Source organism: Polynucleobacter sp. CS-Odin-A6, from assembly GCF_018882095.1.
Taxonomy (GTDB): domain Bacteria; phylum Pseudomonadota; class Gammaproteobacteria; order Burkholderiales; family Burkholderiaceae; genus Polynucleobacter.
Window position 1 is genome coordinate 384,995 of the sequence record NZ_JACVPD010000001.1, and the last position, 25,413, is coordinate 410,407.

Consider the following 25,413-nt stretch of genomic DNA (forward strand, 5'->3'; position numbering starts at 1 on the left):
CATAAAACTGTTACTTTTCTCAAGAATACTCAGTACTTATGACTGTACTATTCGAAGAAAATCTAAACAATGATCTTAATCACGCTTTGAAGATAGCTATCGTTACTGAAACATATCCTCCAGAGGTAAATGGGGTAGCTAGTACAGTCGCTCGTTTTATTAACGGTTTGCTAGAGCTGGGCCATGATATTACGCTTGTCAGACCTCGCCAAGGCTTAAAAGATAGCCCTAAAAGTGAATCTAGATTCCGAGAAGTTCTGACTTTGGGAATTCCGATTCCAGGTTACAGCTCTTTAAAGATTGGAATACCCCAAAAAAATAGATTGTTAAAAAAATGGTCATCAGACAGACCCAATCTTGTCCATATTGTTACTGAAGGACCTCTTGGACGCTCGGCTCTAGAGGCGGCTAAAAAATTAGGCATTCCTGTTTGTTCGGATTTTCGAACCAACTTTGATGCTTACTCGGCTCACTATGGGTTGAGCTGGCTGAAAAGTCCAATTCAGAGATACATGCGTTACTTTCATAACAAAAGTAACTTCACTATGGTGCCAACCCAAGCACTCAAAAATCAGCTATTGAGTCAAGGATTCGAAAGAATCAGAGTATTAGCACGAGGCATTGATACGCAATTATTTCACCCATCAAAGCGCTGCCAAGACTTAAGGGGTAGCTGGGGAGTAAGAGAGCATGAAAAAGTAGTGCTGTATGTCGGCAGACTCGCATCCGAGAAAAATTTGCAAATGACTTTAGATGCATTTAAGGCGATGTCGCAGCAAAATCCAAATCTGAAGATGGTGTGGGTTGGTGATGGCCCTCAAAGAGGTGCATTGGAGTTAAGTTGCCCCAATAGCATCTTCACTGGAGTGCAGGTTGATCATAGTCTTGCAGCGCATTACGCAAGTGGCGATATCTTTTTATTTTCTAGCCTAAGCGAAACCTTTGGGAACGTGACGCTAGAGGCAATGGCTAGTGGTTTAGCTGTCTTGGCCTATGACTACGCAGCGGCTAAGCAATATATTAGTCATGGTGAAAATGGTCTCTTGGCTAACCCAGAGGATGCCGGCTCTTTTATTACGCATAGTCTTGAAATGGCGAGGAATGACTTTGATCTTGAAAAATTAAAAATCAATGCAAGAAAGACTACCTTGGATATTTCGTGGAATAAAATCACTAAAAATCTTGAAGATAATTATCAGGATTTAATAGTAAATTCGTCTGCAGAAGATGCATTATCACCCTCAATTAATTTGAGTGAAATGCTTATCAAGCAATGAATCGTACTTTCTATACAGTAGCGATTTCACAATTCCTATCTTCACTAGCAGACAACGCATTACTCATAGTGTCAATTGCGCTCTTAGTTGCGATGCAGGAGCCTGATTGGGTTTCGCCATTGCTCAAAATTTCATTTGTAGTTCCTTATGTTCTTTTTGCTCCATTTGTTGGGGCATTCGCAGATTCGCGACCTAAGGGTCAAGTCATGCTGATTTCCAACCTGCTAAAGGTATGTGGATGCAGCTTAATTCTTTTTGGAACACACCCTTTATTGGGGTATGGCATCGTGGGAGTTGGAGCAGCTTTGTATGCACCTGCAAAGTATGGAATCTTGACTGAATTATTGCCAAAAGATAAGTTGGTTGCGGCGAATGGCTGGATGGAGGGTCTCATCATCGCCTCTATTATTTTTGGAACACTATTGGGGGGATTCCTAATTAGTGATTATTTGTATCAAATATTATTACAGCAGAATTCAGAATTATTCATGAGTCATATCCAATCATCTGGGGATATTGCAATCCATCTCATTTCGATTATTTACCTAATCGCTGCCATCTTGAATGTACCGCTATTGAATTTTGGGACTCGTTATCAAAAATTGACTCTAAATTGTGGTGATTTGCTAAACAATTTCTCAAATTGTTTTAGGAACTTGTGGCTTGACCGACTTGGCAAAATCTCCCTAATAGTCACCACATTATTTTGGGGTGCTGGGGCAACGCTCCAATTTATCATGTTGAAATGGGCTGAGTATGCTTTAGGTATGAATCTTGCTCAAAGTGCAGCTCTACAAGCTATTTCTGCTATCGGTGTGGCTTTGGGAGCGGTTTATGCGGCCTGTAGAGTGTCTCTGCAGAATTCTACTAATGTATTGCCTTACGGAGCGCTAATGGGTTTGGTAGTTTGTTTAATTGGTATGTACAACAACGAACTACTGCCACCAACGATTCTCGTCCAAGTTGATTTCATCAAGATAGTGTTGAACGAATTACCTGCCTATTGCTTATTGATCTTATTGGGTTGGTTATCAGGTTATTTTGTGGTTCCAATGAATGCCTTATTACAGTACCGAGGATATGCCTTGATGTCTACCGGCCAATCTATTGCCGTACAGGGTTTTAGTGAAAACATCTCTATTTTAGTCATGCTGTTCATCTACTCCGTGCTACTGTGGCTCAATCTTAGCTTGACTCTAATCATTATTGGATTTGGCCTATTTGTTTTTCTGTCTATGCTGTTCATTATGTATGGAAATTCTAAAGCTGAAGGCGAGGATCTAAATTTGGTCAACAACACCGCTAACTAGCTTTAAGAGTGATCCATTTTTAACAGCATCAGCAAGATTCAAGATCATCATCGATAAATTCGTATTCCAAGTCGATTTGTTTGCAAACTTGATGTTGCCATATGAGTCTTTCTTTTAATAAATCGTGCGTTAGTGAGTTGGTGTACAGATCGAAATATTCGTCATCTTCTGTAGCATAACGGCGGTCATTCATCATTCCCTCCAATGTGTTCAGGTTTGTAACCCAAGCATTTAAAAAGTAAGTGCATTAATGTGGTTATTAACTACTTCACTTTTTTATTCAAAAACCGCTTAAATTCTCTTATGTCTTTAATGACATGTCTATCGTTTCTTAAAATATTTCTATGGATTTTACGAAGTGAAATTAGCCTATGGGGGTTTGATCAATAGATCTCAAATATGACAAGGAATGCAATAGAAAATTCATCGAGATGTCATATGAAAGGTTGAGCATAGCGGTCGAGATTGATAATCAATTGAAGGAGACCCGTAATGTCAGATCAGAATTTAAATGACAAAATTATTAATCTGAGAAGAATGGCTGCCGAGCATTTTCAAAAAGCGGCGTGGAACCAATTATTGGCGCTAGATAACTTCAGGGAAAACAATTTCGAAGTGGCTGAGCGCTTTGCTCAACTCTCTTTTGATGATCAAATGAATGCAGTGGAATATGCAGAGTTAGCAGATGCCGAATCAATTCTTTTACTTGAGTTGGAGCTTATCAAGGAAAGTTAATGTTTATTAGCAATACTGCCAGGATTCGGATGTCTTTTTTCTTTGAATCCGCCACATAAAAGCGCACAGATTGAAAAATAGGGAGCATAAGCCCCTGATTCCTGTTGGGCCCACCAAAAACAAATGCACATCAACAATGGTGGGCGTTTTGTCTTTTGAGGGGTGCTTTAAGTAACGCTGAATTTTTGATTTATATTAGGTCTAAATCTATTCTTTTAAAAATTGACAATGCTGAACAATGCAAAGAATAGTCTTAGAAATAGTTAAAATATAAAAAATCAGGAGATATATGACCACTCAAAGAGATTTATTTAATCAGCGACTCAGTAGTCCTGGATTAATAGTTGCGCCGGGAGTCTATGAGATGGTTTCGTTACGGCTGGCTGATCGCATGAATTTCGACGCACTCTATATGACGGGCTATGGAGCTGTTGCTTCATTACTTGGCCTCCCAGACGCAGGTTTAGCGACCTATACTGAGATGGTTGGTAGGGTTACTACAATGGCCGGAATAGCTAAGACTCCATTAATAGCAGATGGAGATACTGGGTATGGCGGCTTATTAAATGTACGTCACACTGTTCGAGGTTATGAAGCTGCTGGAGCTGTTGCAATTCAGCTAGAAGATCAAGAGTTTCCGAAAAAATGTGGTCATACACCTGGTCGAAGAGTCATTCCGGCGGAGGATATGGTCAAGAAGATTGAGGTTGCAGTTGCGTCGCGCACAGATCCTAAATTCAAAATCATTGCTAGAACGGATGCCAGAACGACATTGGGTTTAGATGAAGCGCTAAGACGTGGTGAAGCCTACGCTCGAGCGGGTGCAGATATTTTATTTATTGAATCTCCAGAAACTCAAGAGGAAATGAGGCTCATTGGCAAGGCATTTCCTAATCATCCTTTAGTTGCTAATATGGTAGAAAAGGGTAGGACACCAGTTCTCTCGAAGACAGAGTTAGAGCAATTAGGTTACAAGATTGCTATTTTTCCAGTAACCGCTTTACTTGCTTCCGTTCAGGCCATGACCAAGGTCTACGAGCACTTTAAAGATTCTGGATCATCAATTAATAATCCAGCAGATTTATATGATTTTGGAGAATTATCAAAGCTGATGGGCTTTGAAGATGTTTGGGAATTTGAAAAGCGTTTTGTTGAGACGAAGTAAAACTAGCTAAAGGCTTGAAATGAAATTTTATCGCTATCTCTTATACACTATTTTTTTGTTTGCAGTAACTCTTCCTTTGACCAGTTTTAGTCAATCCAGTTACCCCAATCGACCTATTCGTTTAATCATTCCATTCACACCAGGCGGGGTAACGGATACCTCGGGTCGTTTTATTGCAGAACAACTTTCTTTAAAATTGGGTCAACAGGTCATCTCGGATAACAAACCAGGCGCATCAGGGAACATCGGTACCCAAATGGTGGCTACCGCTGAGCCAGATGGCTACACTTTATTATTAGGATACGCTGGAACTTTATCGATTAATCCTTCACTTTTTGAAAAGATTCCATTTGATAGCGCAAAAGATTTTTCTCCAATCGGAAAAATTGGCGATGCTATTTTGATACTAGTAGCAAATAATGATTTTCAAGGTAAGACTTTGGCAGATGTTATTGCTATATCCAAAAAAGATCCCAATGGGCTCTCTTACGGCACATCAGGCGCCGGTGGAACGCCACACATTGCCGGCGAGCTGTTTAAGCAAAAAACAGGCGCAAATTTAGTTCACATTCCTTATAAAGGAGGCGGTCAGGCCTTGCTTGACCTATTGGGTGGCAATATCCCATTAGTTTATACAGCGGTTGCTGGAGCAAATCAGTATGTTGCCACTGGAAGAATTAAAGCTATCGCTGTATCCAGTGCAAAGCGAAGTCCAAGCATGCCTGATGTGCCGACTTTTATAGAGGGTGGTGTTAAAGATTTTGTGATTGATGATTGGGTTGGATTATTGGCCCCAGCAAAAACACCCAAACCAATTATTAACAAGCTGAATCAGGCGTTAAATGAGATCCTGAATTCTCCGGAAGGAAGAGCAAAGCTCTTATCTATGGGTATTTTTGCATCTCCCGGAACACCTGAAAAATTTAGTGAGCAAATTAAAGCTGACATTATTCGTTTTGCGCCTATTGTGAAGGCTTCTCAAATCAAGTCTGAATAAAGGTAGGATGGATTGATTGCTCCCCCAGAAATAAAAATACCAACCCGAGGGTTGGTATTTTTACATTCTTAGTGAAACCAAATCAAAGAGTGCGATAACTCTCCGATCTTATTTATCAAAAGCCTGTTGTAAAGATTTTTGATCCTTAGTGCCTTGCTGTAAAAGCAGCATCAATAGAATTCTGGCCTTCTGGGCACGTAAGTCATCCGCCATTACTGCCCCTGCATCAACAGTAGTTTTGCCTCCACCAACAAATCCATAGCTACCCATGACTCGGCCATTAAGAACACGAGTTGAAATGACAACAGGAATATTTTTTGAAATGGCGTATTTAACCGCCTCATACATAGATTCATTCATGTTGCCCATTCCTAGAGCTTGAACAACTATGCCATCAACTCCGCGATCTGCAGCTTGCTTGAGTGCAATTCCATCTGCACCACCGTACATTGGGACGATATCGACTGTAGGCATTTTGTCGGATTTAATCTTGATGTACTGGCGTCTAATTGGATTGTAGGCATAAAAAATACGATCAGGATAAACCTCACCAATAATTCCAAAAATTCCTGAATTAAATGTTTCCACATTGGCGGTGTGAGTTTTAGTAACGTATCTGGCTGAATTAATTTGATTATTCATTGCCAGCAGCACACCTTTGCCTTCTGATTGTTTATCGACAACGATGCGGACGGCATTGGTAAGGTTTCTTGGACCATCAAAATCGGATACGGATGCATTTCGTTGGGCACCGATTAGCACAACGGGCTTATTAGATTTAATCGTCAAATCAAGCCAAAAAGCAGTCTCTTCGAGGGTATCTGTTCCATGGGAGACAATGACGCCCGATATATCGGAGCGCTCTAACGCCTCTTGAACTGCCTTAGTTAGACTCACCCAGCGCTCAGGATTCATATAGTCTGATGGAACATTGGAAATGTTATTCACTTCAATTTTTGCGTATTTGCCAACCTCTGGTGCGGCAGCAAGTAAATTATCCCCATTAATGGCAGGAACTGGTGCATTTTTGACGGGGTCGATTTTCATTGCAATCGTACCGCCAGTTGCAATAAATTTAACGATGGGAAGATTTTGTGCTGCCACTTGCTTCATTGGAATGCAAGAAATTAGGCTCAACATGATTAGGTGCTTATATTTCATTTTTGTACTTACTCCCCTGTATGTATTTTTAGAATAATTGATGGTTTTGTTAGAAACTTGTTCTAAATGTATACCTACCTTTTAACTTTAGGGTTTGCACTTAATTGGCGCTCTATATCCTAGGTGCGCAGGCCAAATTTCAGGCTAAAAGTGCTATTGAAGCCTAATGACTAAGCAGAAGCTATCAGAGTGTGTAGCATATGGCCAAGCTCTGTTCCCTTTGAACTCTGGTTCACATCCTAATTCCCTCATCCGAAAAGAGGGGGTTTTGATGTTTACTAACTCGTTTCCACTAAAACGATATGTAGCCATATCTAATATTTTCACTAATAATGTAATTTCTATACGTTTAGAGCAGGCTTTATATGATTAAAAAATTACTACCAATCTCCATTATTCTTTTTTCCATTGGGTTGGGCGCACAACCATCCAAGACCAGTATTGGGGGTGCAAGAGATATTTATGACGGCTCTCTTTACCCCGACGAAGCAGTTCGTACTTACAGTCAAACAGAGCGAATATTTCCAACGCGTGTAATTAAAGCTGGTGGGAAGCCTTCTCCTTTGCTGCAAAGTAATCAACCATTAACTTCAGTGAAATTTATCTCAGAAGGTAAAAGCTATGATTTACCGGATTACATTGCACTTAATAGAATGGTGGGTTTATTAGTTCTAAAAGATGGCAAGATTGCTTATGAACACTATGATTTCGGGGTAACTCCAAATACAAAATGGATGTCGATGTCTGTAGCAAAGTCATTTGTATCGACACTAGTGGGCGCAGCTATTAAAGATGGCTATATCAGCAACTTAAATGATCCAGTCACTAAATATTTACCACAGCTTTCTGGAAGTGCTTATGAGGGGGTCTCCGTCCGAGATTTATTAATGATGGCTTCTGGAGTGAAGTGGAATGAAACTTATACTGACCCATCATCTGACCGTCGCAAGTTATTGGAATTGCAAATTGCAAGCAATCAGCAAGGTGCTATTTTCGATGTAATGAAAACACTTTCCAAGGCATCGGAGCCTGGCAAGAACTTTAACTATAGTACGGGTGAAACAGTGTTGATTGGGGAGGTTGTTCAAGCGGCAACGAAGATGCCCCTTGCTGACTACCTGTCTAAAAAAATATGGATACCCGTTGGTATGCAAGCCAATGGATTGTGGTGGCTAGATTCTCCAGGGGGTCATGAAGTCGGGGGAAGTGGCATCTTAGCTGCATTGCGTGACTTTGGCCGTTTTGGTCAATTCATATTGGATGGTGCAAAAGTAAACGGGCAAAGTATTGTTCCAGAGGGATGGCTTGCTGATGCTGGAACTGCTAAACCGATTTCAGGCGTGACAGGAAAAAATGGCTATGGCTATCAGTGGTGGACAGTTAAGCCTGAGGCTGGAAAAATTCATGAGAGTGTTTTTATGGGTAGAGGTATTCATGGTCAATATCTATACATTAATCCAGCCAATAATATGGTGATTGTGGGTTTGGGGGCTCGCCCCAAACCGGTTGGAAAACAAGTAATTGATGACTTGGATTTCTTAGCAGCAGTTGTAGAAAGTTTGAAAAACAATTAACTAGTCAGTTTATTTTGATTGAATAAATTTTTGAGCCCGTTTTCCAGTATCTACTTCTGTGGTGTACACGCTGCCGTCAGAATCAACCGCGATATTGTGTACCCAGTGGAAATCACCAGCATTTCTGCCGCTTCTACCAAAAGATCCTACTTTTTGGCCGGTATTGCGCACGAGCACAGTAACTTCATTATTAGTACCATCAGCAATCAAAATATATTTTTGACTTGCATCGGAAGGAATTAAATCCCATACCGATCCTGAGCCTCGGGTTTCGGTTTCAAAAGCTATTTCACGTATAAATTTTCCATTTTTTTCAAATACTTGAACACGATTATTTGCTCTGTCGCAAACGAATAGAGTGTTATCTTTCATGAGGCGAACGCAGTGTACTGGGTTGGCAAATTGTGTTGAAGTCGGATTGAAATTTGGCATCTTTTCATCACTTGGCGTATTTCCATATGCGCCCCAGTGACGCTTATAAGCCCCTGTGGTTGAATCAAATACAATGACGCGTTTATTCAGATAGCCATCAGCAACATAGACTTCGTTTGCAATGGAATCGACATTCATGTGTGCAGGACGACCAAGTTGAGTGGTGTCGTTACTACCAAGGCTTGCTCCAGGCGAACCAATCTGTAAGAGAAATTTTCCTTGTTGGGTGAATTTAAGAATCATGTGATCAGTTTGATCATTTCCACCAATCCAAACAAATCCATTTGGATCGATGTAAATTCCATGTTCATTTTTTGGCCAGTTATAGCCATTGCCGTTACCACCCCATGCCTGCAGTAGATTACCTTTTTTATCAAATTCAAGAACAGGAGGAGCAGGAATACAGCACTTTGATCTTTTGGGATCTAGTGTGGCGCCTTTTTCATCATCTGTAATCGTGAGTGGACGATGAATAATCCAAACATGATCATTTCGATCGGTAGCTACACCAGCTACCTGACCCAATATCCAGTTATTCGGCAACGCCTTTGGCCAGCTGGGATCTACTTTATATTGCGGCGCTTTTGCAGTAGATTGGCTTTGGGAAAATACGCTGCAACTCATTGCTATCATGATGATGAATAAACTACGTTGAATGATTTGACGCACAATAATCTCCTTAGCGACTAGCTGGTTGTGATAAATATTTAAGTGACTGCGCTTCACTCTTCAGTGGCGTGACCTTATCTGGATCAAACCGAATCATAAGGTAATTAATATGGTCTGGGATTTCAGTAAACCAGTGTCCTGTTCCCGCGGGGATTACCACAACATCTCCTGCTACTAAATTACGTGTGATTCCATTCAAAATTTCGCTCCCATTATTTCCGGGGCCATTGAATTCAACAACTGTTTTTTGCGTGGCTGGTCTACGCTCTCGATTCGTGATATCAGGCCCAAGTACCAAAGTTCCAGAACCAGAGATGATGTGATAAACCTCACTTATTTGATCATGTTCTGCTACGGAGTCTGGATTTGGGGCATCAAGCTTGCGACGATAAACCATACCGATTCCTACCCTTGCTTTCCCAATATCGATATCCCGTACCTGTTGGTCAATATGACCTTCCTGGACCGCTTTTTTGGTGTAGGCATTTAACTCATCTACGGTTATGAATGTTCCGGGACACATATAACAAGTTGGCTGTGGGTCCGTAGGATTTACTTTAGGCTGTGCTGCCAGTGAGGTGCATATAAAAAATGAGGCAATGCTATAAAAATATCTCATGCTGTCTCCTTGTTTTCTTGATTATTATTTTTGAAAGAGCTTACTCTCAAATAGCCTCTTAAATAGGTGATTTCGGGTTATCCCTTAGGGTGCTTTCTTAGTGAGCGTGTTAGATTTTGATTCATATCAATAGGTAAAAAATCACACTCAGAGGCGCTTATGAAACTTTACGGCATACCAAAATCATTTCTCGTTATTGCATGTCTCATGACTTTTACCTTTTTAGTACAAGCCCAAACAACTGCAAAAGAGTTTGTGCTCGTTAAACCAGATCAAATCGTTTGGGGAGATGCCCCAGCTGGGGTTAAATCAACAGTGCTCTATGGTGATCCAAGCAAACCCGGAATGTATGTTGTTAGAAATATATTTCCAGATGGCATCATGAGTACCCCCCATTTTCACTCTGAGGATCGTTTTGTCACAGTCATCAAGGGCACTTGGCATGCGGGTACTGACGCAAGTTGGGATCCTGCTACCACCGTTGGTTTACCTGCAGGTAGCATGATGTTTCATCCTGCTGGGGTAGTTCATTTTGATGGAGCTATCAAAGGTGCAACAGAGATACAGATTATTGGGATGGGCCCTGTTTCAACCACTAGCATTTATCCAAAGGAGGGTCGGTTTGGCTCTCCCCGTAAGCTCAACTGACTAGTGAGTCCTCAGCTGATTCTGATGTGCCTATATGGAACAGGAGAGCCAATCCTGAAGGCCTAAATATAGCTCACCGGTAAAGTTGTAACGATTTTTATCTAATAAAAAAATTTCTAGGAGACAAAAATGAAAATGAGCAAACAGCTCTTTCTAGGCCTGCTCGCGTTCTTGGGTTTTTCCCAAGCCTTTGCTGCCGGAAAAATTGAGATGAATGAATACATGATTCAGAGTGATACCCCTGGTATCTCTCTTTATGTACGCAATAAACATGCAGCGGGAATGAAAAAGTTTTCTCCAGAAAAGACATTGCTGTATGTGCATGGCTCAACCTATCCGTCAGAAACTGCTTTTGACTTATCTTTAGGCGGCACTTCTTGGATGGAATACATTGCCGCTAGAGGGTACGACGTTTGGTTGGTAGATTTGCGTGGCTACGGAAAATCTACTCGCCCCCCGGAGATGGATCAACCTGCAGACCAGAATCCACCAATAGTACGAACAAATGTTGCGGTTAGCGATGTATCTAGTGCTGTAGATTACATTCTTAAAAAACGTAATATTAATAAGTTGAATTTACTCGGCTGGTCCTGGGGGACAACCATTATGGGTAAGTACACTGCTGAAAATAATCAAAAGGTGAATAAGCTTGTTTTATATGCGCCGCAATGGCTTCGTCAGGGCGGTGCACCATTAACAGATAAAGGTGGCTCATTAGGCGCCTATCGAGTGGCTTCAGTTTCTGATGCCAAAGGGCGTTGGTTAACTGGTGTGCCCGAAAGTGCGAAGGCTACTTTAATTCCAGATGGTTGGTTTGAGAAATGGGCTGCAGCAACATTTGACACGGATCCATGGGGGAGAAATCAAAACCCTAAAAAACTCCGTGCACCGAATGGCACCGTTCAGGATGCCCGAGAATTCTGGACTGCAGGTATTCCGGTTTATGAGCCTAAGGATATTCGCGTCCCAGTCATGCTGGTTCATGCGGAGTGGGATGCAGACTTGCCCAGCTACATGATGTATGAGTATTTTACTAAGCTAGAGAACGCTCCTTACAAAATTATGCTGCAAATCAGTGAAGGCACTCATACCATCATCATGGAGAAAAATCGCATGCTGATGTTCTCTGGGGTGCAAGAATTTTTGGATAGTACATTTAAGCCTGAGAAATAAGCGTTAACCTATCATTCACCCGGAGGCTTCGTGATATTGAAATTCTTTATTCAGTTTTTTGGAGCTGTCTTTTTAATAAATTATTCTGTGCTGGCTTTATCAGCTTATCCAGATAGACCTGTCACAATTATTATCGGCTTTCCGCCGGGAACGGGTACTGATACTGTGACGCGTATTGTTGCTGATCGCCTTTCTCAAAGAATGGGTCAGCAATTTTTAGTAGACAACAAGGTGGGTGTTGCAGGAAGCATTGGAGCAGGCATTGCAGCAAAAGCGAAGCCAGACGGATATACCCTCTTGGTTAGCGCATCCGCGCCGATGTCGATCAATCCACATATCTATAAAAATCTTACTTATAACCCATTGACAGATTTCACACCGATTGGGATGTTGGTGTGGCTACCTTATCTGATGGTAGTTAATCCAAGCGATCCTGCAAATACTTTGCAACAATTTTTATCTAATGCACAAAAAAGCCCAACTCCAGTGAGTTATGGATCTACAGGTAATGGTGCAACAAGCAATCTAGTGATGTCGGTCTTGGCTAAGCGTGCTGGTGTCGACATGACCCAAATACCATACAAGGGGAGTAGTCAAGCTCAAGCCGATGTTATCGGCGGACAATTGCCAGTAACCTTTGATACTCTCTCTTCTAGTATTGCTATGGTCAGGGCTGGTAAGTTAAAGCCCTTGGCGGTATCCACTCTGAAGAGAACAGAGCTTGCGCCAGAAATACCAACGGTAGCTGAGCAAGGTTTTGCTGGTTTTGAGATTGGTGCATGGTTGGGTCTCTTTGGCCCACTAGGTTTGCCTCCTGCAATTCAAAAAACCTTATTGAACGAAATCAACTCAATCTTGCAGGAGCCTGAAACACGTGCAAAATTAGCAAAGAGCGGAGCAGAGGTGCGCATGTCTACCAATGCTGGTGAATTTGCTCTGTTTATTAAAAATGATAACGAAAATACGGGTAAGCTGATTCGTGAGTTCAATATCAAACCGATGGAGTAATGGGGTAATGTCTAGGAGTAACTATGTTGTCACGGCTGAAGAACGACAGGCTCGAATTGATTTAGCTGCTTGTTACAGGCTTGTGGCTCATTTTGGCATGAGTGATCTAATCTATAACCATATCACTGCCAGAATTCCCGATAGTAAAGATGACTTGATTTTAATTAATCCATATGGATTGATGTACAACGAAGTGACCGCCTCTAATTTAGTTACCATTAATTTGGAAGGTGAAATAATCTATAACCCGAATCCTGATTTTGGTATTAATCAGGCTGGCTATGTGATTCATAGTGCGGTGCACCGTGCAAGAGGGGATGTCAGCTGCGTCATCCATACTCATACCCGAGCTGGAATGGCAGTCTCTGCAATGGAGTGTGGCCTTTTACCAATGACTCAGACTTCAATGCGTTTCTATGGCATTCCTTATCATGACTACGAAAGCGTTGCGATTGATCTAGATGAGCAATCTCGTTTAGTAGCGGACTTAGGCGATCAAACGGCGATGATCTTACGAAATCATGGCTTACTAGCGGTTGGACCTAGCATAGCTCAAGCATTCAACACCCTATATTGGTTAGAGATGGCTTGCAAAGCCCAGGTTGATGCACTCTCTGCTGGGGTAAAACTCACTATGCCACCAATAGAAGTCATTGAGAAAACTCACCATCTTTATCAGCCTCATGTCAGAAGACCTTTTGGTGAAATGGAGTGGCCGGCAATGCTACGTATTGTCGAAAAACTGGATCCTAGCTATAAGGTGTAGGTCAATACCTCAATCATTCTAAAACCGCTAGTAAACAATTTCTAATAGCGGTTTTTTATTGATAAAGTTTTGGATATTTTTTGTGAGCGATTCGATCCGTCTTCTATCGAGATCATCCGTCCAGCTGGCAGTATGAGGTGTCATGATGACGTTATCGAGCTCATGAAATGGCAAGACAGATGGCTGCATCTCAAGATTGTCAGTACTAGCGTATTGGTACCAGACATCCAAAACCGCTCCACCGATCTGATGGTTTTTCAGGGCTTGATAAATCGCCTCTTCATTGATGATCGGACCCCGGGCTACATTAATAATGACACCAGTTGATTTCATTTTTCTGAGTGTGCGTGCATTAATCATGTCTCTAGTACTATCGCTTAGAGGGGAGGTTATTAATATGTAGTCACTCTCAGAAAGCAATTGATCAAGATGTGAGCTGTCTTTCCACCACTCCAACCTGGGATCTTCTTTGGGAGTGCGACTAATGGCTAGAAATTTCATGCCAAAAGGGGTTGCTAATTCGGTGACACGCTTTGCTATGTGACCGAAGCCTATAAAGCCAATGGTTTTATTTTGAATTTCACTATGTTTTTTGCCTCGCACAATTGATCCGCCGAAAGTCCAGCGGCCTTGGCGCAACTCACGATCCATAAGGCGCATGTGAATTGCAAACTCTAGAATACCAAGCATGACGTATTCAGCGATAGGCTCAGAGTGTTGATTGGTATTGCATACCCTGCAACCATCTGTAAGCCAGTCTTTATCCAGCCATTCCATTCCCGAAAACGGCACCTGAATCAATTGAAGCTGTCTACCAGCTTTAATAAGGCTCTCAATCAGTTGGGTATCTTTGAGATAGACTAGCTCAGCTGTTACGACCAGAATCCTCGCTTTTGATGCTAAGTCTAGTAGATTTGACTTAGATTGCCCAATCGTCCAGTGTTGAACAGTCCAGCTATCCCCGAGCGCTTTGCTTAATGGATCTAGGAAGATCTTTCCATAATCTCCAACAATCAGAATATTTTGATTCATGGTTTAGGCAGGCCCAAGTCTTGCAATGTGTTTAAGCGTGTTCCCGTTTTTTCTGCAGCCCCAGTTACTAGCTTTACCTGAGTAATTTTCTGGCCCATGTTTTTCCTTCTGAAGTCTGCCTCAAACAAATTTATTTTTTTACTTGATTTATTTCAAGTTAATGTTAAATCATCTAAAGTCTTTCATGGTTAATCCTTACACATTGATGAATTTTTTGTAGAAGAGATCCAACCTTGATTTTACCCAAAGAATAAATCATTAGATTTCTAGTTCACAGTCAGTTAACTACATCAGAATTAAGGCGCTCACTTTCGAGTCGATGCATTTTTTTCGCTCTACTTTTAGTAATATTCAATTGTTGATATATATTACAAATAACTGGTTTAAGTAAGTGCATGAATCACAATTTAATCTCTGGGGGTTAGTCATGGATCATAAAAGAAGAAAATTACTGCAATACTCCATTGGAGTGGCATCACTTCCCATTATTGGTGCTGTAGGTCCCAGTCTTGCGCAACAAGGATTATCAGCCCCGGGTGGGTATGATTTATTGGTGACTGGCGCCCGGGTAATAGATCCATCCCAAAATCTAGATTCCATTATGGATATTGGCATCCGTAATGGACGTATTGTTGATATCCAAAAAGATTTGCCTAGAGATAAGGCAGCTCAGCAAATTAATGCCAGTGGAAAAATTATTACTCCAGGTCTAGTTGATTTGCATGCGCACACCTATCCTCAGGGTTCCGCAATTGGTTTGCCTGCAGATGAGTTAGCGCCTTTTACTGCTACCACTACTTACGTTAGCGCTGGCGATGCTGGTGGCAATAACTTTTCTGCCTTTAAGCACTTCATTCAGGCTCAGGCCAGAAGTCGTATGTTCGCGTTTGTACATATTTCTTCTATTGGATTGGCTGGATATCCAATAGGTGAAATGAAAAATATTGATTATGCCAATATTGATCTTGCTGCAAGAGTGGTGAATGAGAACCCAGATATTGTACTTGGAGTGAAGGTGAGGGAAACGCTTGATGTGGTGGGTGAGAATGGTATCGAGCCTCTCCGGAGGGCGAGGATGGCTGCCGAGCGCTCAGGCGTAAAGGGTGCGCGTGTGATGTGTCATATCGGAAATGCCCCAGGAGATCTTGGCGCTTTATTAGATCTTCTGAGGCCAGGTGACATCCTTACGCATGCGTACAGTGGTGCAGGAAATAATACCGTTCAAAATGGAAAGTTAATCTTAGCGGCTCTAGAGGCTAAAAAGCGTGGGGTCATTATTGATGTTGGTCACGGCGGGGGTAGTTTTGATTTCACGATCGCTGAGCCTGCTATTCAGCAGGGTTTAATACCGGATACGATTTCTAGTGACATACATGCGTTTAGTGGTAATTCTCCTAGCGTTCCCTACCTTCCTAACGTGATGAGTAAGTTTTTAACTTTAGGATTTAGCTTAAATGAAGTCATTGCCATGACAACAAATAGGCCTGGAGTCATTATCAATCGCGATCCTTTGTTGGGCACATTGAAGAAAAATGCCGCCGCCGATATTTCAATTTTAGATTTGGTAGAAAAGCCAGTTGAATGGTTAGATACCCGAGGTAATAAACGACCAGGTATGTACAGCCTCGTGCCTGTCCAAACTATTCGTGCTGGTCGACCATTTGGGCGCCCTTATGTATCGCCATTTGGTTATTAGCCAAAATGGATAAATTCAAGTCCGCAGCGCCCTACTGATAACTGGCGATCACTCAAAAGCCAATTCGCATCAGAAATGCCGGGAATTTGTCATTTGAGGGTCGCTAGTTACTTTAAGTAATGCTCCAAGTTACCTAAACTGGAGCTGGAAAGGGGCTAGGGAGTTAGGGCAAAAGAGCCTTTTTTGAGCATTAATTTGGTGTCAAAGAGAGCGGCTTGAAAACGCAATTCATCGAATCCCCATTTAAAGCTAAAAATAAGCATCTTTATTAAAAATGCTGCACAGCAAAAAAATCGTTATCCCTATTTAACCCTTATACTGCTTACGCCTACCAGGCCCATCTTTACTTTCTCAGTGACCTGAAGTCACCAAAAAGTATGTGGCAGTTTGTTGATCATGGCTTGCTCCAAAAGAGTTGCTAAGCGCCTTCAAGCAGAAACCACTAAATGAATTGATTGCGTATGCTTGATTAAGCTTGCGTTGAAAATGCGTATTACAGAATGAAGCATTAAAAGTTTATTAAAAAGTAAAAATCTATATTAAAAAAATATTAAGGAGATAGTAATGGCTGGTCGTAATTTTGTATTTGTTCCTGGTCCAACTAATGTGCCAGATCGTGTTTTGCGTTCAATGATGGTTCCGATGGAAGATCATCGTTCGCCAAAATTTCCACAACTCTTAAAAGAAATCATGCCTGGCCTCAAAAAGCTCTATCGCACTGAGCATGGCACACCATTTATTTTCCCTTCTTCTGGGACAGGTTGTTGGGAAGCAGCGATTACTAATACCTTAAGCCCGGGCGATAAAGTACTGGCTTCTACTTTTGGTCAATTTAGCTACTTGTGGATCGATATGTGCCAGCGTTTTGGTTTAAACGTTCAGGCAGTGGATGTTGAATGGGGAACAGGTGTGCCCGTTGAGCAATATGCTGAGATCTTGCGCAAAGATACTGGCCATGAAATTAAGGCTGTATTAGTTTGTCAGAATGAGACTGCGACTGGTGTTGCTTCTGATGTAGCGGCAGTGCGCAAAGCTTTAGATGATGCAAAGCACCCTGCTTTGTTATTTGTCGACTGCGTTTCATCATTGGGCTCACTCGATTTCCGTTTTGATGACTGGAAAGTAGATATGGCTGTTTCTGGCTCACAAAAAGGCCTCATGTTACCTCCTGGTTTAGGTCTTCTGTGCGCTAGCCCTAAGGCATTGGCAATGCAAAGTTCTGCAAAGCTACCAAGATGCTATTTTGATTTAAAAGATATGTTGGCTACCAATCCAAGTGGCTATTTCCCATATACACCTGCTATTCCATTGATGTACGGAGCGATAGAGGCACTCAAGTTGATTGAAGAAGAAGGCTTGGATAACATCATTGCACGCCACCACTATTTGGCTGAGGGTGTTCGTGCAGCGGTTCACCAAGGCTGGGAGCTCAAGCTTTGCGCTAAGGAGCCAAAATGGTATTCCGATACCGTTTCTGCGGTGTTAGTGCCTGAAGGCTTTAATGGTGCTGAAGTGATTGCTCAAGCTTATAAGCGCTACAACTTGTCATTGGGCGCCGGCTTATCAAAAGTAGCAGGTAAGTTATTCCGTATTGGTCATCTCGGAGATATGAATGAACTCCACTTGATGGCTGCTATCAATGGCGCAGAAATGGCGATGTTAGATTGCGGAATCAAGGTCAAGCCTGGTAGTGGTGCGGCTGCAGCTAGTGAATACTGGCGCAAGAACACCCCTCCATCTGGTTTGTTGATTCGCTAATCTAGGATTACGTTGCTAACCAGTTAATAAGTCAATTTCTAATTTAATCAAAATAGGAGATGAATGATGCAAAGTGATATCGAGATTGCTCAGCTTGCAAAAATGCAAAGAATTTCTGAGATAGCAAAGAATACCTTGGGCATTCCAGAGGAGGAGCTTGAGCCATTTGGTCATTACAAGGCAAAGGTATCTCTGGCCTATCTAGATAAATTAAAGGGCAAAAAAGACGGTAAGTTAATTTTGGTTACGGCTATTAGCCCAACACCTGCTGGTGAAGGTAAAACGACGACGACTGTAGGTTTGGGTGATGGCTTAAATCATATTGGCAAGAAAGCCATGATCTGCTTGCGTGAGCCTTCGCTTGGCCCTGTCTTTGGTGTTAAGGGTGGAGCGGCTGGTGGTGGTTGGGCCCAAATCGTACCGATGGAAGATATTAATCTGCATTTCACGGGTGACTTCTCGGCCATTGCTTTAGCCAATAACTTATTGGCAGCGATGATTGATAACCATGTTCACCACGGTAATGCCTTGAACATCGATGTACGTCGAATTCAGTGGAAGCGTGTTGTGGACATGAATGATCGTGCCCTGCGTGATGTCACTGTTGGTCTGGGAGGCACTCCAAATGGCTTCCCGCGTCAAGATGGTTTCGACATTGTGGTGGCATCTGAGGTGATGGCGATTTTCTGCCTTGCAACTTCCATTGAAGATCTCAAAAAGCGTCTCGGTGAGATCGTGGTTGCATATACCTATGACCAAAAGCCAGTTCTCGCAAAAGATCTGAAGGCACATGGTGCCATGACTGTCCTGCTCAAGGATGCCTTGGCTCCCAATTTGGTTCAGACTCTAGAAAACAATCCAGCGTTTGTTCATGGCGGACCTTTTGCCAATATTGCGCATGGCTGTAATTCAGTGATTGCAACCCAAGCAGCATTAAAGTTGGCTGACTATGTCGTTACTGAAGCTGGCTTTGGTGCGGATTTAGGCGCGGAGAAGTTTATTGACATCAAATGCCGCAAGTCTGGATTAAGACCATCAGCGGTGGTCATTGTTGTTACTGTCCGTGCGATGAAATACCATGGCGGCGCAGATTTAACCAGTCTGACAACAGAAGATTTGGCAGCCCTTGATAAAGGCCTAGTTAATTTAGAGCGTCACGTTGAGAACATCACTAAGGTCTACAACATGCCTTGTGTCGTCTCGATTAATAAATTTACTAGCGACACTCCTGCTGAAATTGAGATGGTCGAGCAAAGAATGAAAAAGCTGGGTGTCAACATCGTTCTAGCCTCTCATTGGGGTGAAGGCGGTAAAGGCGCTGCAGAATTAGCTCATATGGTGGTTGATTTATGTGAATCCGACACTCAGAAGATGCAGTATGTCTATGAAGATGAGGATACTCTCTGGGAAAAGATCAACAAGATTGCCAAGAAAGTCTATCGCGCCAGTGAAGTGACTGCAGATGCCAAGGTCAAAGCGCAGATTGAGAATCTGCAAAAGAGTGGCTATGGTCATTACCCAGTATGTGTAGCTAAGACCCAAAGCTCATTCTCTACCGATGCAAAATTGCGTGGCGCTCCAGAAAATCATACGATTGCCATTCGTGAAGTGCGTTTAGCAGCAGGTGCAGAGTTTGTTGTGATGGTCTGTGGCGACATCATGACGATGCCTGGCTTGCCAAAGGTGCCGTCAGCTGAAAAAATCGATTACATCGACGGTAAAGTAGTCGGCTTGTTTTAAATAAGCTGCTAGAAAAAACCTTAAGTAAGTAAATGCCAACTAAAGTGAGTTAATCATTGAGGTTGGCATTTTTTTAACCCACTTACCTTAAGGCTTTACCAGATCTCCGGCCTATTTATCGGCTTTTGGGTTAGGTAACTTATTAGAAGCTGTGTGTAAAGAAAGAATTACAGAATATAATTATTCACTTAGTTTAAAAACTAAGCGTCTATTTATCTTATATGTGATTTTTTATGACAACTATCAAACAATTCATTAGCCAAAAATCTAGCACCATTTTTTCCGTACGATCATCCGACTCTGTTGAAAAAGCCTTGATCATCATGCGCGATCATCGGGTGAGGGCTGTTTTAGTAATCGATGATGATAGATTGACGGGAATCGTCTCGCAGGGAGATTGCGCTATTAAAGTGCTATTGCCACATCACGATCCAAAGCAAGTTGTCGTTTCAAAAATCATGACGGCGAACCCGCTTAGTGTGACACTTTCCAACTCTTTAGAAGAGTGTATGGCAATTATGGTGCACAAGCATATTAGGCACTTACCGGTAGTCGAAAATAATAAAGTAGTTGGCGTGATTTCTATTGGAGATATGGTAAAAAATGTGATTGAGCTTCAGGGTAATCAGATCAAGTTTCTTGAAACTTATATCAATGGTCATGGCGCTTAACTTTTCTTAAAAGAGGGCGCTCAACTCTTGAGGACTTTTATTTTCACCGCTAGTAATTACTAGCCCCTTTGCCAGAGGCAAAAACCCAATGTCAAATCTGGGAATGGTAAGCCCTGCTGTTTTTCTAAATTGTCATTTCTGTGCCGCAGGCCATCCTCCAATGGATGCTGGTGAGCGCGATGAACCTGTTGCTCCCGTTCTGATTTCAGCCCTATCCATCAAGAGATTGTGCTTGTGCTGTCTTTTTAAGCGATCGTCAAATAAATAACCACAGGGGATGTAGGTATTGGGGTTATCCCTTGGTCTGATGGGACGCAAAAAGCACTATAGTTGCAAGATTACAAATTTATTAAATATGTAAAAAATCGGAATGTTTAAGGAGACAAAATGTTTCATTTATTAGATAAAGAAAGAACGATTGCAGGCCCGGGCTTTAATCGTTGGCTAGTACCACCGGCGGCATTGGCAATCCATTTATGTATTGGTATGGCTTATGGCTTCTCTGTTTTCTGGTTGCCATTATCCAAATCCTTGGGTGTATCTCAAGGTTTAACTGAGGCAATTAAATGCCCGCCAGATGTTGGATTCTTCGGTCAATTGTTCACAACTACTTGTGACTGGCAAATTTCAACCTTGGGTTGGATGTACACATTATTTTTCGTCTTCCTTGGCGGCGCTGCTGCTATTTGGGGTGGTTGGTTAGAGCGTGCTGGTCCACGTAAAGCGGGTGTGGTTTCCGCTTTCTGCTGGTGCGGCGGTATACTCTTTTCAGCTCTGGGTATTTACCTTCACCAGTTCTGGATGATGATTTTAGGTTCAGGTGTGATCGGTGGTATTGGTCTGGGTCTGGGCTATATCTCTCCAGTTTCCACATTGATTAAGTGGTTCCCAGATCGCCGTGGTATGGCTACGGGTATGGCCATTATGGGCTTTGGTGGTGGCGCGATGATTGGTTCGCCATTGGCAGCAATGCTCATGAAAAATTTCGCAGACTCTACTAGCGTTGGTGTAGCGCAAACTTTCGTTGTGATGGCCTTAGGTTATTTTGTTTATATGATGGCGGGTGCATTTGGCTATCGCATTCCTGCGAGTGATTGGAAGCCTGCTGGCTGGACTCCACCGGTTGCACAAACAAACAACGTCATGATTACTAAGCGTAGCGTGAATGTGAAAAAAGTTTGGGGCATTCCACAGTTCTGGTTAGTGTGGATGGTTCTTTGTATGAACGTTTCTGCTGGTATTGGCGTGATTGGTATGGCCTCACCAATGCTGCAAGAAGTGTTTGCTGGTAGCTTGATTGGTGTCCAACAAACGTTCACAGAATTAGATAAAGCACAGCTGACCGCCATTGCAGGTGTAGCTGCAGGCTTTACTGCTCTATTAAGCCTCTTCAACATTGGTGGCCGTTTCTTCTGGGCTAGTCTGTCGGATAAGTTAGGACGTAAGGTGACTTATGCGGTGTTCTTCATTCTTGGCGCCTTAATGTATTACAGCGTTCCAAGTAGTGCGCAATCAGGTAGCCTGGCTTTGTTCGTAGGCGCTTTCTGCATCATCTTGAGTATGTATGGTGGTGGTTTCGCCACTATTCCAGCTTACCTCGCCGATTTATTTGGCACGCAGATGGTTGGTGCGATCCATGGTCGCTTATTAACTGCATGGGCTACCGCAGGTATTTTGGGCCCAGTCGTGGTGAACTATATGCGTGACTATCAATTAAGTCTTGGCTTGCCAAGAGCTCAGGTTTACAACCAAACCATGTATATCTTGACCGGTATGTTGGTGGTTGGATTAATTTGTAACTTATTGATTCGTCCGCTAGCAGACAAGTGGTTTATGACTGATGCTGAACTGGCTGAAGAGAAGAAGTTGGCTCATGAGAAGGCGCTGAGTTCTGTTGTTACAGGCCCTGGCGGTAATGAACACACTTCTAGCTTTACGGTCTTCTTAGCTTGGGCCTTAGTGGGAATACCTCTAGCTTGGGGTGTTTACAAAACTGCTTTAAGTGCAACTAAGTTATTTTGATAACAATGCTTTGGTAATTTAAACCACCCTCCGGGGTGGTTTTTTATTGCCTCAATATTCACCCAAAGTCATATTTGAGTCATTTTGGAGGAGTATCTTCCGATTTTAGAAAATTGCGTTATGCTCAATTGCTTAAACTAATTTGAGAAAAACAATGAATACATTCGACGCCATTCGTGAGCGCAGAGCGATTAAGCATTTTGATCCTCATCACCAATTTACCGCGCAAGAAACCGAGCAATTGCTTGATCTTGCTATGCAGGCCCCATCCTCTTTTAATATTCAGCATTGCCGTTTGGTCAATGTGACCGATAAGGCTTTAAGAGTGAAGTTACGTGAAGCGGCCCATGATCAAGCTCAGGTTACCGAGGGATCCTTATTGTTTGTGGTGACGGTAGATATCAAGGCTTGGGAAAAAGATCCTGCAAGATATTGGGTAAACGCCCCAAAAGAAGCTCAAGATATTCTCGTTCCCTGGATTAATCCTTTTTATTCTGGAAAAGAGCAGCTTCAGCGTGATGAAGCGATGCGCTCTGCTGGCATCATGCTGCAAACCCTGATGCTTGCTGCAAAAGGAATGGGTTACGATTCCTGCCCAATGGTAGGTTTTGATTTTGATAAGGTGGCTGAGTTGATTCATCTGCCGAAAGACTATGCGATTGCAGCCATGCTAGTTATAGGTAAGGGTATTCAACCGGCTTGGCCAAAACCAGGGTTTATTCCTAAATCAGAAATGATGATTGAAAATCATTTCTAAAATAGTTTTTAATAAGATCTACACCGCATTACATTCTCAGTTTGAAGGGGCCTGCTTATGAACATAAAAAATATCATTGGTGCAATCGAAAAAATCTTTCTGATGATTATTGCGATCTTTACCATTATCGCGATGGGTCAAGAAGTTTTATCGCTTATTAAAAATCCCCGTGTACAACTGCAAGACCTCTTACTCATGTTCATTTATGCAGAGGTACTGGGGATGCTTGGGGCTTTCTACTCTAGCCGTCGGATTCCGATTACGATCCCGTTATTTATTGCAATGACGGCATTGAGTCGATTAATTATCCTTCAGGGTAAAGAGGGGGATCCCTCGATCTTGCTCTATGAGAGTGGGGCTATTATCTTGATTGCAGGAGCTTGCTGGATCATTAATAGCGTCAGCACAGATAAAAGTCGTCCCAACGTAGATAAAGAGACGCATTAGATGCTAGCAATAGATTGGAATAGCCAGCTGAGGTGTTTAGCTACACTTTTATATCGCTAGACATCCCGAAGTAATACATGAATATCAATGCTGATTTCACTCAGAAAGTCGTGCTGAATCATCATGATTTGCCCTGGGTTTCAAGCCCTCAAATGGGGGTAGACAGGCGAATGCTTGAGCGGCAGGGTGATGAACTAGCAAAGGCGACCTCTATTGTTCGCTATCAAGCAGGATCTAGCTTTCCTGCCCATACCCATGAATTTGGTGAAGAGATATTGGTGTTGGATGGTGTGTTTAGTGATGAGCTTGGGGATTATCCCGAGGGTAGCTACATCATGAATCCCCCCGGTTCCTCTCATGCCCCTTATAGTAAAACGGGCTGCACTCTTTTCGTGAAATTGCGACATCTTGGCTCGGATCAAGTGGAGCGAGAGGTCATCGATACCAAAACAGCTCCCTGGTTTCAGGGCATGGTGCCAGGACTCAATGTCATGCCTTTGATGCGTCAAGGTATGGGATCGACGCTAGTGCGGTGGGCGCCTCAGACTTACTTTAGTCCCCATAAACATTATGGTGGCGAAGAAATCTTTGTAGTCGAGGGAGTATTTGAAGATGAGCATGGCCGTTTTCCTGCTGGATCATGGATCAGAAGTCCCCATCTAAGCTTGCATCAGCCCTTCAGTAAAGAAGGCTGTACCATCTTTGTAAAGACAGGGCACCTGCTTGCCTAAATAAGTGGGCGGTATTCAGTAGATCAATAAACCAGTGCGAGGGACATTAGTGAAATTTTTTTTGGTGGCAATAACCCTTTTGATTTCATCAAATACTGTCTTAGCCGCTTATCCTGAAAAATCCATTCGACTGGTTGTTCCATTTGCTACTGGCGGCACCTCTGAAATCATTGCGCGGTCTATTGCAGGTAGCCTTACCAATAGCCTAGGTCAATTAGTGTATGTTGAAAACAAGCCTGGTGGCGCCGGAAATATTGCCATGGAAGAAGTTAAGCGTGCCAATCCAGATGGCTATACCTTGATCTTGGGACATGTTGGAACCTTGGCGGTCAATCCGGCCTTATTTGGTAAAAAGTTGCCCTACAACCCCAGCAAGGATTTTGCACCTGTGACGCTGATCGCAAAAGTGCCTAATGTCATCGCTGTGAGTGAGAAGAGTCCCTACAAGACACTGAATAATTTGGTTGTAGATGCCAAGAAAAATCCTGGCAAGATTAATTACGGCTCAGCAGGCAATGGTAGTGCTGGACACTTAGCAATGGAATACTTTTCATCGGAAGCGGGTATTGATTTAGTGCATGTCCCCTATAAGGGATCTGGCCCGATGTTGACCGATCTGATTGGTGGGCAGATCCAAGTCACCTTTAATGGCCTCCCTTCTTTAATGGGGCAGATTCAGGGGGGTGCTTTGCGACCCTTGGCCATTGGTTCTGCCCAGAGATCAACAGTGTTACCGAATGTCCCCACTCTTGCGGAGTCAGGATACAAAGGATTTGAGACGTCTCAGTGGTATGGAATTATGGTGCCAGCTGGCACCCCTCAAGCAGTGATTGATCGCCTACAAAAAGCGATTGTTAAGTCCTTACAGTCTAAAGAGGACTCTAAAAAAATGCTGGAAGATGGGGCGGTGCTGGTAGGAGATACTCCCGCTCAATTTGCTGCCTTTATTAAATCAGAGCAGAGTCGCTGGTCTAAGGTTGTTGAAAAATCAGGAATCACGATCGATTAAGCATTCATCCATGCCG

General features: G+C 42.7%; 24 protein-coding genes. 19 read left to right on the forward strand and 5 right to left on the reverse strand.

Going from position 1 to position 25,413, the window contains the following annotated elements:
- Positions 1-38: 38 nt before the first annotated feature.
- Positions 39-1,277: a glycosyltransferase family 1 protein gene (locus ICN15_RS01920; protein WP_216200875.1), complete on the forward strand. Its 1,239-nt coding sequence runs from the start codon at positions 39-41 to the stop codon at positions 1,275-1,277.
- Positions 1,274-2,587, forward strand: coding sequence for a lysophospholipid transporter LplT (gene lplT, locus ICN15_RS01925; protein WP_216200877.1), 1,314 nt, complete (start codon positions 1,274-1,276; stop codon positions 2,585-2,587). The genes ICN15_RS01920 and lplT overlap by 4 nt, the downstream gene beginning before the upstream one ends.
- A gap of 28 nt (positions 2,588-2,615) precedes the next feature.
- On the opposite strand, the gene ICN15_RS01930 is transcribed toward lplT, so the two are convergent.
- Positions 2,616-2,783 (reverse strand): hypothetical protein, encoded by a 168-nt coding sequence (locus ICN15_RS01930; protein ID WP_216200879.1) that lies wholly within the window; start codon positions 2,781-2,783, stop codon positions 2,616-2,618.
- A 296-nt stretch (positions 2,784-3,079) separates the two neighbouring features.
- On the opposite strand from ICN15_RS01930, the gene ICN15_RS01935 reads away from it, so the two are divergent.
- From ICN15_RS01935 to ICN15_RS01945, 3 genes are all read left to right on the forward strand, one after another.
- Positions 3,080-3,322 carry a hypothetical protein gene (locus ICN15_RS01935; RefSeq protein ID WP_216200880.1) on the forward strand — a complete coding sequence of 81 codons (243 nt, stop codon included), beginning with the start codon at positions 3,080-3,082 and terminating at the stop codon, positions 3,320-3,322.
- A 289-nt stretch (positions 3,323-3,611) separates the two neighbouring features.
- Complete coding sequence (locus ICN15_RS01940) at positions 3,612-4,487, forward strand: oxaloacetate decarboxylase (RefSeq protein WP_216200882.1); 876 nt, start codon at positions 3,612-3,614, stop codon at positions 4,485-4,487.
- 19 nt (positions 4,488-4,506) lie between these two features.
- Positions 4,507-5,484, forward strand: a complete 978-nt coding sequence (locus ICN15_RS01945; protein WP_216200884.1) for a tripartite tricarboxylate transporter substrate binding protein — start codon at positions 4,507-4,509, stop codon at positions 5,482-5,484.
- Between the two features lie 108 nt (positions 5,485-5,592).
- Here ICN15_RS01945 and ICN15_RS01950 read toward each other — a convergent pair whose 3' ends face one another.
- Positions 5,593-6,645: an asparaginase gene (locus ICN15_RS01950; RefSeq protein ID WP_216200886.1), complete on the reverse strand. Its 1,053-nt coding sequence runs from the start codon at positions 6,643-6,645 to the stop codon at positions 5,593-5,595.
- Between the two features lie 365 nt (positions 6,646-7,010).
- Here ICN15_RS01950 and ICN15_RS01955 point away from each other — a divergent pair, with 365 nt between their 5' ends.
- Positions 7,011-8,219, forward strand: a complete 1,209-nt coding sequence (locus ICN15_RS01955) for a serine hydrolase (protein ID WP_216200888.1) — start codon at positions 7,011-7,013, stop codon at positions 8,217-8,219.
- Between the two features lie 9 nt (positions 8,220-8,228).
- Here the strand turns inward: ICN15_RS01955 and ICN15_RS10950 are convergent, their stop codons facing one another.
- Complete coding sequence (locus tag ICN15_RS10950) at positions 8,229-9,320, reverse strand: hypothetical protein (RefSeq protein ID WP_216200890.1); 1,092 nt, start codon at positions 9,318-9,320, stop codon at positions 8,229-8,231.
- A gap of 10 nt (positions 9,321-9,330) precedes the next feature.
- On the reverse strand, positions 9,331-9,939 hold the full coding sequence (locus ICN15_RS01965) for a hypothetical protein (RefSeq protein WP_216200892.1): 609 nt from the start codon (positions 9,937-9,939) through the stop codon (positions 9,331-9,333).
- 207 nt (positions 9,940-10,146) lie between these two features.
- Between ICN15_RS01965 and ICN15_RS01970 the strand changes: the two genes are divergently transcribed.
- The 4 genes from ICN15_RS01970 to ICN15_RS01985 all read left to right on the forward strand — a co-directional run bounded on the left by ICN15_RS01970 (position 10,147) and on the right by ICN15_RS01985 (position 13,534).
- Complete coding sequence (locus tag ICN15_RS01970) at positions 10,147-10,587, forward strand: cupin domain-containing protein (protein ID WP_216200894.1); 441 nt, start codon at positions 10,147-10,149, stop codon at positions 10,585-10,587.
- A gap of 129 nt (positions 10,588-10,716) precedes the next feature.
- Positions 10,717-11,760: an alpha/beta hydrolase gene (locus tag ICN15_RS01975; RefSeq protein ID WP_216200896.1), complete on the forward strand. Its 1,044-nt coding sequence runs from the start codon at positions 10,717-10,719 to the stop codon at positions 11,758-11,760.
- Between the two features lie 87 nt (positions 11,761-11,847).
- Positions 11,848-12,768: a tripartite tricarboxylate transporter substrate binding protein gene (locus ICN15_RS01980; RefSeq protein WP_216200897.1), complete on the forward strand. Its 921-nt coding sequence runs from the start codon at positions 11,848-11,850 to the stop codon at positions 12,766-12,768.
- A gap of 7 nt (positions 12,769-12,775) precedes the next feature.
- Positions 12,776-13,534, forward strand: a complete 759-nt coding sequence (locus ICN15_RS01985) for a class II aldolase/adducin family protein (RefSeq protein ID WP_216200899.1) — start codon at positions 12,776-12,778, stop codon at positions 13,532-13,534.
- Positions 13,535-13,561: 27 nt separating this feature from the next.
- On the opposite strand, the gene ICN15_RS01990 is transcribed toward ICN15_RS01985, so the two are convergent.
- On the reverse strand, positions 13,562-14,566 hold the full coding sequence (locus ICN15_RS01990; protein WP_216200901.1) for a 2-hydroxyacid dehydrogenase: 1,005 nt from the start codon (positions 14,564-14,566) through the stop codon (positions 13,562-13,564).
- A 427-nt stretch (positions 14,567-14,993) separates the two neighbouring features.
- Here ICN15_RS01990 and ICN15_RS01995 point away from each other — a divergent pair, with 427 nt between their 5' ends.
- The 9 genes from ICN15_RS01995 (at position 14,994) to ICN15_RS02035 (ending at position 25,397) form a co-directional block, all read left to right on the forward strand.
- Positions 14,994-16,262, forward strand: coding sequence for an amidohydrolase family protein (locus tag ICN15_RS01995; RefSeq protein WP_216200903.1), 1,269 nt, complete (start codon positions 14,994-14,996; stop codon positions 16,260-16,262).
- Positions 16,263-16,826: 564 nt separating this feature from the next.
- Positions 16,827-18,020, forward strand: coding sequence for an aminotransferase class V-fold PLP-dependent enzyme (locus tag ICN15_RS02000; RefSeq protein WP_216200905.1), 1,194 nt, complete (start codon positions 16,827-16,829; stop codon positions 18,018-18,020).
- 66 nt (positions 18,021-18,086) lie between these two features.
- The gene (locus ICN15_RS02005) at positions 18,087-19,760 is read left to right on the forward strand and encodes a formate--tetrahydrofolate ligase (RefSeq protein ID WP_216201501.1); all 1,674 of its coding nucleotides are present in this window, start codon (positions 18,087-18,089) and stop codon (positions 19,758-19,760) included.
- Between the two features lie 233 nt (positions 19,761-19,993).
- Positions 19,994-20,431: a CBS domain-containing protein gene (locus ICN15_RS02010; protein ID WP_216200906.1), complete on the forward strand. Its 438-nt coding sequence runs from the start codon at positions 19,994-19,996 to the stop codon at positions 20,429-20,431.
- A 387-nt stretch (positions 20,432-20,818) separates the two neighbouring features.
- A complete protein-coding gene (locus ICN15_RS02015) occupies positions 20,819-22,453 on the forward strand; it encodes an OFA family MFS transporter (protein ID WP_216200907.1) in 1,635 nt (544 codons plus the stop codon).
- A 154-nt stretch (positions 22,454-22,607) separates the two neighbouring features.
- Positions 22,608-23,210, forward strand: coding sequence for a nitroreductase family protein (locus ICN15_RS02020; RefSeq protein WP_216200908.1), 603 nt, complete (start codon positions 22,608-22,610; stop codon positions 23,208-23,210).
- Positions 23,211-23,267: 57 nt separating this feature from the next.
- Positions 23,268-23,657, forward strand: a complete 390-nt coding sequence (locus ICN15_RS02025) for a phosphate-starvation-inducible protein PsiE (protein ID WP_216200909.1) — start codon at positions 23,268-23,270, stop codon at positions 23,655-23,657.
- A gap of 77 nt (positions 23,658-23,734) precedes the next feature.
- On the forward strand, positions 23,735-24,388 hold the full coding sequence (locus tag ICN15_RS02030; RefSeq protein ID WP_216200910.1) for a cupin domain-containing protein: 654 nt from the start codon (positions 23,735-23,737) through the stop codon (positions 24,386-24,388).
- A gap of 64 nt (positions 24,389-24,452) precedes the next feature.
- Entirely contained in the window at positions 24,453-25,397 is a 945-nt protein-coding gene (locus ICN15_RS02035; RefSeq protein WP_370625382.1) for a Bug family tripartite tricarboxylate transporter substrate binding protein, read from the forward strand.
- The last annotated feature ends 16 nt before the right edge of the window (positions 25,398-25,413 follow it).